General features: G+C 68.2%; 8 protein-coding genes. 4 read left to right on the plus strand and 4 right to left on the minus strand.

Features of this window, described 5'->3' with window-relative positions:
• Positions 1-68 precede the first annotated feature (68 nt).
• Positions 69-1739, plus strand: coding sequence for a thiamine pyrophosphate-binding protein (locus tag AAHM41_RS36595; protein ID WP_342241567.1), 1671 nt, complete (start codon positions 69-71; stop codon positions 1737-1739).
• Here AAHM41_RS36595 and AAHM41_RS36600 read toward each other — a convergent pair.
• The 3 genes from AAHM41_RS36600 to AAHM41_RS36610 form a co-directional block, all read right to left on the minus strand.
• Positions 1736-2062 carry an AzlD domain-containing protein gene (locus AAHM41_RS36600; protein ID WP_342241568.1) on the minus strand — a complete coding sequence of 109 codons (327 nt, stop codon included), beginning with the start codon at positions 2060-2062 and terminating at the stop codon, positions 1736-1738. The genes AAHM41_RS36595 and AAHM41_RS36600 overlap by 4 nt on opposite strands.
• On the minus strand, positions 2055-2786 hold the full coding sequence (locus tag AAHM41_RS36605) for an AzlC family ABC transporter permease (protein ID WP_342241569.1): 732 nt from the start codon (positions 2784-2786) through the stop codon (positions 2055-2057). Before AAHM41_RS36605 ends, AAHM41_RS36600 begins: the two co-directional genes overlap by 8 nt.
• Positions 2787-2865: 79 nt before the next feature.
• On the minus strand, positions 2866-3747 hold the full coding sequence (locus tag AAHM41_RS36610; RefSeq protein ID WP_342241570.1) for a LysR substrate-binding domain-containing protein: 882 nt from the start codon (positions 3745-3747) through the stop codon (positions 2866-2868).
• Positions 3748-4328: 581 nt separating this feature from the next.
• Here AAHM41_RS36610 and AAHM41_RS36615 point away from each other — a divergent pair.
• The 3 genes from AAHM41_RS36615 to AAHM41_RS36625 are packed head-to-tail and all read left to right on the plus strand — an operon-like array spanning position 4329 to position 9146.
• Positions 4329-6275 (plus strand): PrkA family serine protein kinase, encoded by a 1947-nt coding sequence (locus tag AAHM41_RS36615; protein ID WP_342241571.1) that lies wholly within the window; start codon positions 4329-4331, stop codon positions 6273-6275.
• Positions 6276-6300: 25 nt separating this feature from the next.
• A complete protein-coding gene (locus tag AAHM41_RS36620) occupies positions 6301-7617 on the plus strand; it encodes a YeaH/YhbH family protein (RefSeq protein ID WP_446719516.1) in 1317 nt (438 codons plus the stop codon).
• Positions 7614-9146, plus strand: coding sequence for a SpoVR family protein (locus AAHM41_RS36625; RefSeq protein ID WP_342241572.1), 1533 nt, complete (start codon positions 7614-7616; stop codon positions 9144-9146). Before AAHM41_RS36620 ends, AAHM41_RS36625 begins: the two co-directional genes overlap by 4 nt.
• Before the next feature lie 10 nt (positions 9147-9156).
• Here AAHM41_RS36625 and AAHM41_RS36630 read toward each other — a convergent pair.
• The coding region (locus AAHM41_RS36630) for a mechanosensitive ion channel family protein (protein WP_342241573.1) at positions 9157-9637 on the minus strand (481 nt) is incomplete at its 5' end.

Below are 9637 nucleotides of genomic sequence, written 5' to 3' on the forward strand. Positions count from 1 at the left end.
CGGGTTGGACGACCGCGAGCCGCATGCTAGACCGGCAGCGCAACGCCCATAAGAAACGGTCGCCCATCATGTCCCGCACCGCAGCCCGCGCCCTGGTCGACACCCTGCGCCTGAACGGCGTCGACACCATCTTCTGCGTGCCGGGCGAGAGCTACCTGGCCGTGCTCGACGCGCTGCACGACGTGCCGGAGATCAAGCTGGTGGTCTGCCGCCAGGAAGGCGGCGCCGCCTATATGGCCGACGCCTACGCCAAGGCCACCGGCAAACCGGGCATCTGCTTCGTCACCCGCGGCCCGGGCATCACCAACGCCTCGGTCGGCATCCATGTGGCGCAGCAGGATTCGTCGCCGGTGATCGTGTTCATGGGCCAAGTCGGCCGCGACATGTTCGAGCGCGAGGCGTTCCAGGAGGTCGATGTCCGCAAGGTCTTCGGCTCGATGACCAAATGGGCGGCGCAGATCGACGACGCCGACCGGGTGCCGGAATTCGTCTCCCGTGCCTTCTATACCGCCACCTCCGGCCGCCCGGGCCCGGTGGTGCTGGCGCTGCCGGAGGACATGCTGGTCGAGCAGACCGACGCGCCGGATGCCCGCCCCGCCGTCCCGGTCGAGACCGGCATCGGCGTCGAAGCCCTGGCCCGGCTGCGCGACCTGCTGGCCGAGGCGAAGCGGCCGCTGCTGCTGATCGGCGGCGGCGGCTGGGACGCCAAGGCGCGGGCCGACATCCAGGCCTTCGCCGAGGCCTGGGAGGTGCCGCTGACCGTCTCCTTCCGCTGCCAGGACTATGTCGACAACGACCATACCCACTTTGTCGGCGATGTCGGCATCGGCCCGAACCCGAAGCTGGCCGAGCGGGTGAAGACCACCGACCTGCTGGTGGTGCTGGGCGCCCGGCTGGGCGAGATGACCACCGGTGGCTACACCCTTCTGAACGTGCCGGTGCCGGCGCAGCGGCTGGTGCACATCCATGCCGGGGCGGAGGAGCTGGGCCGGGTGTACCAGCCCGAGTTGGCGATCAACGCCAATTCCGCCGCCGTCGCCACGGCGCTGGCCGGCCTGGCCCCGGCCGGAGACATCCAGGCGCGGCAGGACTGGGTGCGCAGCGCCCGCGCCGATTACGAGGCCTGGCAGCAGCCGGTGGTGTCGCCCGGCGCGGTGCAGATGTCGGAGATCGTGCGCTGGCTGGTCGGCCGGCTGCCCGCCGATGCCATGATCTGCAACGGCGCCGGCAACTACGCCACCTGGTTCCACCGCTTCTATCGCTACCGCGGCTGGCGCACCCAGCTGGCGCCGACCAACGGCTCGATGGGCTATGGCGTGCCGGCCGGCGTCGCCGCCAAGCTGCAGCATCCGGAGCGGGTGGTGATCGCCGCCGCCGGCGACGGCTGCTTCCTGATGAACGGGCAGGAGCTGGCGACCGCGGCCCAGTACAACGCCGCGGTGGTGTTCCTGGTGATCGACAACGGCATGTACGGCACCATCCGCATGCACCAGGAGCGGGAATACCCGGCCCGGATCAGCGGCACCGGGCTGCAGAACCCGGATTTCGCGCAGCTGGCCCAGGCCTACGGTGCCCATGCCGAGACGGTGGAACGGACCGAGGAGTTCGCGCCGGCCTTCGAGCGGGCGGTCGCCTCCGGCCGGCCGGCGCTGATCTGGATCAAGCTGGACCCGGAGGCGATCACCCCGCGCGCCAGCCTGAGCCAGATCCGGGCCACGGCGCAGCAGGCCAAGGGCTAGGCCCAGCCGGCCATCAGCGTCAGCGCCCCCGCCCCGGCGCCGACGCCGAGCAGCACGTTGCGGCGGAACAAGAGGAACACGGCGAGGCCGAGCGCGGTGGCGCCGGCCCGCTCGGCCATCGAGGTCGCGGCCAGCGGGCCGGCCGGCAGCAGGATCATGCGCGCGATCAGCCCGGCCAGGATGGCGTAGGCGACGCAACCGACCCAGTCGAGCAGCGCCCCGCCCTCGCGCACCCGGCCGCCGAGAAAGACGCCGAGCGCCCGCCAGACATAGGTGGCGAGCGCGGCGCCGAGCAGCATCAGCCAGGGCAGAGCCTCAGCCATGTCGGCGTCTCCACAGCCGGTCGGCCAGGAAGGCGGCGGTGCCGGCGATCAGGCCGGTGGCCAAGAGCCCCCATTCCGGGTCGAGCCGGTACAGCGGCGGCCCCAGCGCCGCACCCAGCACCATGGCGCCGAGCCGCGCCCGGTTCCGGAGATCGGCGGTCAGCACCAGGATGAAGTAGAGCGGGTTGAGGAAGACCAGCCCGAGCGAGACCGAGGCCGGCACCGCCGTGACCAGGTAGTACCCGGCCGCGGTCCAGGCGACGCAGGACGCCCACAGGATGCCGGCGAAGCCGACGAAATAGGGCAGCCGCTGCTCCGGCGGCAGGGTCGGGCAGACCCGCATCCCCTGCACCCAGCCGGTGACGGCGACCAGATGCGCCGCGGCATAGTCCCACCAGCGCGGCCGCCCCGGCACGCGCAGCCCGGGCAGCAGCACCAGCGTCATCGGCAGCAGCCGGACATTGACCAGCGCCACCGCCGCGACCATGGCCAGCAGCGAGGCGCCGACGGCATACGCCTCGATCAGCACCATCTGGCCCGGCAGCGCCCAGCCGGTCAGGGTCGAGAGCAGCCCGACCGGCAGGCCGAGCCCGCTGGCCCGCACCAGCGAGCCGAAGCCGAGATAGGAGGCCCCGAGCACCAGGAGGGGCGCGCCCAGCACGTCGCGCACCCCGCCGCGAAAGGCGGCGCGAGGAGAGGCATAGGCACGGGTCTGGTCGAGCATGGACTCGCTTTTAGGACGGCGCTCCCGCCCGCCGGCATGCCGATCCGGCATGGAGGGTCTGCGGCGCGGCGGCGCCGGCCTAGCCGAGATCCAGCATGTCGAGGAACGCCTCCACCGCCTTGCTGCGGTAGTGGTCCGGATGGCGCAGCACGCGGAAGCGGCGGGCCGGGAATGGCGGGTCGAGCTGGTGCAACGTGCCGAAGCGCAGCCCCGATTCGACCGCCAGGCTGGACAGCACCCCCGCCCCTGCCCCGGCCTCGATCGCCGCCCGCACCGCCTCGTTGCTGGCCAGCTCGAGCGCCACCGGCAGCGCGGCCGGGTCGACGCCAAGCCGCCCGAGCGCCGATTCGAACACCTGGCGGGTGCCGGAGCCGCGTTCGCGCAGCACCCAGGGGCTGTCGGCGAAGCGGGCCGGCGCCACCATCCTCTCCCCGGCCCAGGGATGGCCGGCGCCGACCACCAGCACCAGCCGGTCGCCCGGCAGGCTGGCATGCTCGAAGCCGGCGAGGTCGAGATCGCCCTCGACGAAGCCGATATCGGCCCGGCCCTCGCGCACCGCCTCGGCCACCTGGGTGGTGTTGCCGATGGTGAGGTCGAGCTGCAGCCCGGGATGCGCCGTCCGGAACCGGTGCATCAGCGACGGCAGCCAGTAGTTGCCGATGGTCTGGCTGGCGTGCAGCGCCAGGACGCCGCGGCGCAGACCGGACAGGTCGTCCAGAGCGCGCTCGGCCAGGGCGGCGCGGATCAGCACCGCCCGCGCCTCCGGCAGGAAGGCGGTGCCGGCATCGGTCAGGGCGATGCCGCGGCCGACGCGGTGGAACAGCTTGGTGGCGTGGCGTGCCTCCAGCGCCTGGATCGCGGCGCTGGCGGCGGACTGGGTCAGGTTCAACGCCTGCGCCGCGCGGGTGACGTGCAGATGCTCGGCGACGGCGACGAAGATCCGGAGCTGTTCCAGGGTCATGCCGCGACCCCAGAGCAGCCGGACGGGCAATCACTCCGCGACTCGGGATCCGAGTCCATGGCGGCCATGGGCGTCATGGCGACCGCGGCGCAGGCCTTGCGCGCCCCGCAATCGATCGTCCTGACGATGGATAAGGGCCGAATCGATCGGATTTTTCGATCATGCAGCGACATATATCATGCTTAGGGCGAGTCGGCTGAAAAGCCGCATCGCCTTTCTCGCGAACTGGGCATACCCTGGTACCATCGACGGTATCATACGGTTCGGATGGCAGGCCGCGCCAAGACCTCGACGAATGAGGCGCCGGACCGAGATAAAATTCAAAGCAGTAGTATTATCGGTGAGTTTCAGACCTATATTAATAACCAGAGCGAGCGGTGGAGAAGGGGTAGTGCCAGATATTACACCTCACCGGAGCCCGAACTGCACAGCCCCTGCCGGGTCTGTGGGCAGTGGCGACGAGGCTGCACCCCGTCAACCACCTGATTCTCGCCGCAAACTCCAGCACATCATGAGCCGGAAACAGACATCCAGAAGCTGCGGATGGTGAGTCTCGATCCTCCAACCTTTGGCGGGTGGCAATGGCACCGACCGACGATCTCTTCACCAGCTATGCGAAGTCCTACGAGGCCCGCCGCGCGGCGGAGATGTCGCTCGAAGAATTCCTGAAAGGGTGTCGCAGCGACCCGATGATGTATGCGAGCGCGCCGGAACGGCTGCTCAACGCCATCGGCCAGCCGGAAATCGTGGACACCGCCCGCGATGCCCGGCTGGGGCGGATCTTTATGAACCGCACCATCCGGGTATACCCGGCCTTCTCCGAGTTCTACGGCATGGAGGAGACGATCGAGCGGATCGTCAGCTTCCTGCTGCACGCGGCCCAGGGGCTGGAGGAGCGCAAGCAGATCCTCTACCTGCTCGGCCCGGTCGGCGGCGGCAAGTCGTCGCTGGCCGAACGGCTGAAGGCGCTGATGGAGATCCATCCGATCTACGCGCTGAAGGCCGGGGACGACATCAGCCCGATCTTCGAGAGCCCGCTCGGCCTGTTCAACCCCGACACGATGGGCGCCGAGCTCGAGGAGCGCTACGGCATTCCGCGCCGGCGCCTGACTGGGCTGGTCAGCCCCTGGTGCCTGAAGCGGCTGGACGAGTTCGGCGGCGACATCTCGCGCTTCAAGGTGGTGCGGCTGCAGCCGTCGCGGCTGCGCCAGATCGGCATCGCCAAGACCGAGCCGGGCGATGAGAACAACCAGGACATCTCCTCGCTGGTCGGCAAGGTCGACATCCGCAGCCTGGAGACGCTGCCGCAGCACGACCCTGACGCCTACAGCTATTCCGGCGGCCTGAACCGCGCCAACCAGGGCCTGCTCGAATTCGTCGAGATGTTCAAGGCGCCGATCAAGATGCTGCACCCGCTGCTGACGGCGACGCAGGAGGCCAACTACGTCGGTACCGAGAACATCGGCGCCCTGCCGTTCACCGGCATCATCATGGCGCATTCCAACGAGTCCGAGTGGCAGGGCTTCAAGAACAACAAAAACAACGAGGCCTTCATCGACCGGATCTACGTGATCAAGGTGCCCTACTGCCTCCGGGTGACCGAGGAGCAGAAGATCTACGACAAGCTGATCCGCGGCTCGAAGCTGGCGGATGCGCCCTGCGCCCCGGGCACGCTGGAGATGCTGGCCCGCTTCTCGGTGCTGTCGCGGCTGCACGAGCACGAGAACTCCAACCTCTACTCCAAGATGCGGGTCTATGACGGCGAGAGCCTGCGCGAGGTCGACCCCCGCGCCCGCAGCCTGCAGGAGTACAAGGATGCCGGCGGGGTCGACGAGGGCATGGATGGGGTCTCGACCCGCTTTGCCTTCAAGGCGCTGGCCGCGACCTACAACCACGACACCAACGAGGTCGCCGCCGATCCCGTTCACCTGATGTATGTGGTCGAGCAGATGGTGCGCCGCGAGCAGCTGCCGGCCGAGATCGAGAAGCGCTACCTGGAGTTCCTGAAGGCCGAGCTGGCGCCGCGTTATGCCGAGTTCATCGGGCACGAGATCCAGAAGGCCTATCTGGAATCGTATCACGACTACGGTCAGAACCTGTTCGACCGCTATGTCGACTACGCCGACGCCTGGATCGAGGACCAGGACTTCAAGGACCCCGACACAGGCCAGCTGCTGAACCGCGACCTGCTGAACCAGGAGCTGACCAAGATCGAGAAGCCGGCCGGGATCGCCAACCCGAAGGATTTCCGCAATGAGGTGGTCAAGTTCGCCCTGCGCTCCCGCGCCGGCAACGAGGGCCGCAACCCGAGCTGGACCAGCTACGAGAAGATCCGCGACGTGATCGAGCGGCGGATGTTCAGCCAGGTCGAGGAACTGCTGCCGGTGATCAGCTTCGGCTCGAAGAAGGACGGCGACACCGAGAAGAAGCACGAGGAATTCGTCCTGCGCATGGTCAGCCGCGGCTACACCGAGCGGCAGGTCCGGCGCCTGGTCGAATGGTACATGCGGGTGAAGCAGGCGGGCTGAAGAAGGAGGTCGGAAGCGACGCGCGATGTCCATGCATATCATCGACCGGCGGCTCAATCCGGGTGGCAAGAGCCTCGTCAACCGCCAGCGCTTCCTGCGCCGGGCCAAGGCCCTGGTGCAGCGGGCGGTCCGGGACAGTTCGCGCGAGCGCAGCATCAAGGACCTGGAGCAGGGCGGCGAGGTCTCGATCCCGGTCACCGGCGTGAACGAGCCGCGGCTGCACCGCTCCGCCTCCGGCGGCCTGCGCGACCATGTGCTGCCGGGCAACAAGGAGTTCGTCGAGGGCGACACCCTGCAGCGGCCGAAGCGCGGCGGCGGGGGCGGCGGCAGCGAGGGCGCGCCTGACGGCGACGGCCAGGACGAGTTCCGCTTCGTGCTGTCGCAGGAGGAGTATCTCGAGCTCTTCCTCGACGATCTGGAGCTGCCCGACCTGGCCAAGCGCAAGCTGGTCGCATCCGAGAGCGTCGGCTGGCGGCGGGCTGGTTTCTCCACCAGCGGCCCGCCGGCCAGCCTGGCGGTGACCCGGACCATGCAGCGGGCGATGTCCCGGCGGATCGCGCTGCGCCGTCCGAAGCCCGGCGAGATCAAGGACATCGAGGCCGAGATCGTGGCGCTGGAGGGCGAGGCCGACGCCGACCAGGACAGGATCGACCAGTTGCAGGAGCAGCTGGATCATCTGCTGCGGCGCAGCCGTCGCATCCCCTATATCGACCCGGTCGACCTGCGCTACCGCCGGCTGGAGGCAACGCCGAAGCCGGTGGCCCAGGCGGTGATGTTCTGCCTGATGGACGTCTCCGGCTCGATGACCGAGCACATGAAGGACCTGGCGAAGCGCTTCTTCGCCCTCCTCCACCTGTTCCTCAAGCGCCGCTACAAGCATGTCGAGATCGTCTTCATCCGCCACACCCACCAGGCCGAGGAGGTGGATGAGGAGACGTTCTTCTACTCGACCGAGAGCGGCGGCACGGTGGTTTCCACCGCGCTCGAGATGATGGCGTCGATCGTGGCCCAGCGCTACCGGCCGGAGGACTGGAACATCTACGCCGCCCAGGCCTCGGACGGCGACAACCTGTCGAGCGACAGCGCCAAATCCGCCGCCCTGCTGAGCGACGAGATCCTGCCGCTGTGCCAGTACTTCGCCTATCTGGAGGTCGGCCGCGACGAGGACCCGATGTCGTCCGGCGTGGTGCCACGGCAGACCGACCTGTGGCAGACCTATGACCGGGTGCGGAAGGCCGATGCGCCCTTCGCCATGCGCAAGGTCTGGCACCGCCGCGACATCTATCCGGTGTTCCGCGAGCTGTTCCAACGTCGCGACGTGCAGACCGCGGGGGCCGAATGACAGATGATGCTCTGCTCTTCCCGGGCACCGACTGGGACTTCGGCACGATCCAGCGGATCTACGACCGGGTCGGACAGGTGGCGAAGGGGCTGAAGCTCGATACCTACCCCAACCAGATCGAGGTGATCACCGCCGAGCAGATGCTCGACGCCTATTCCTCGATCGGCATGCCGCTGTTCTACAAGCACTGGTCCTTCGGCAAGCAGTTCGCCCAGAACGAGGTGCTGTACCGCAAGGGGCTGCGCGGCCTGGCCTATGAGCTGGTGATCAATTCCAGCCCCTGCATCAGCTACATCATGGAGGAGAACTCAGCGACCCTGCAGACGCTGGTGATCGCCCATGCCGCCTTCGGCCACAACACCTTCTTCAAGACCAACTACCTGTTCAAGCAGTGGACCGATGCCGAGGGCATCCTCGACTATCTGGAGTTCGCCAAGGGCTACATCGCGCAATGCGAGGAGCGCTACGGCCAGATGGCGGTCGAGCAGCTGCTGGACGCCGCCCATGCGCTGATGAGCCACGGCGTGCACCGCTATCCGCGGCCGCGCCGGCCGGACCTGAAGACCGAGGAGCGGCGGGCCAAGGATCGGCTGGAGTACCAGGAGCAGGTGTTCAACGACCTGTGGCGCACCCTGCCGAACGCGCCGGCCAAATCCGGGCCGGTGCTGAGCGAGGAGCGCCGCCGCGCCCTGCTGGAGCTGCCGCAGGAGAATATCCTCTACTTCCTGGAGAAGTCGGCGCCGCGGCTGCAGCCTTGGCAGCGCGAGCTGCTGCGCATCGTCCGGCTGGTGGCGCAGTACTTCTATCCGCAGTCGCAGACCAAGGTGATGAACGAGGGCTGCGCCTGCTGGGTGCACTACAAGATCATGACCACGCTGCACGAGCAGGGCGCCCTGAACGACGGCGCCTTCCTGGAGTTCCTGCAGTCGCACACCAACGTCGTGTACCAGCCGGACTTCAACGACCAGCACTACAGCGGCATCAACCCCTATGCCCTCGGCCTGGGGATGATGCAGGACATCGAGCGGATCGTCGTCGATCCGACCGCCGAGGACCGCGAATGGTTCCCGGACATCGCCGGGAAGGGCGACGCCACCGGCGTGCTGCAGGATGTCTGGGCGAACTATCGCGACGAGAGCTTCGTCTCGCAGTTCCTCAGCCCGCGGCTGATCCGGCAGTGGCGGATGTTCCACCTGCTGGACGATTCCGGCCAGCCGGAGCTGCGGGTCGACGCCATCCATGACGAGCACGGCTATCGCCGCATCCGCCGGGCACTGGCCCGCCACTACGATGTCGCCTGGGTCGACCCGGACATCCAGGTGGTCGATGTCGACCTCGCCGGCGACCGCCGCCTGATCCTGCATCACAGCGTGGTGAACGGCATCCTGCTGGCTGAGAACGACACCAGGCAGGTGCTGCAGCATCTGGCCGATCTGTGGGGCTACGACGTGCTGCTGAAGGAGATCGATCCGGCCAGCAACGCCGTGCTGAAGGAACATTCCGCCAGCGCCCGGTCGACGTTCTTCTGAGCCGGCCGCCCTACCCCGCTTCCCCCGCCGGCTTGGCGCGGTCGAGCGCGTGTTGGGCCACGGCCGAGGCCGCCGCTCCGCCGCCGCCCGCCACGGTCACGGTCGGGACCGCGAAGGCGATGCCGTTGGCTTCGAAGGCCTTCTTGAGCATCGCCATGGCCCGGCGCCGGATCACGAACTGCTCGCCCGGCCTGGTCATCATCTTCAGTCGGATCTGGACGGCATAGTCGCCGAACTGCTCAACCCCCTGCATCTTCAGCGTCTCCAGGATGTGCGGCGCCATCTCCGGGTCGGCCAGGAGGGCCTTGCCGATCTCCTTGACGATCGGCTTGATCCGGTCGAGGTCGGTGTCGTAGGTGACCGAGACCGTCATCTTGTCGATCACCCAATCGCGCGAATAGTTGGTGATCTTGTCCAGCGCGCCGAACGGGATGGTGTGCAGCGCGCCGCGGTGGTGGCGCAGCTTGAGCGAGCGCAGCGAGAACCCCTCG

This window comes from Inquilinus sp. OTU3971 (assembly GCF_038440215.1).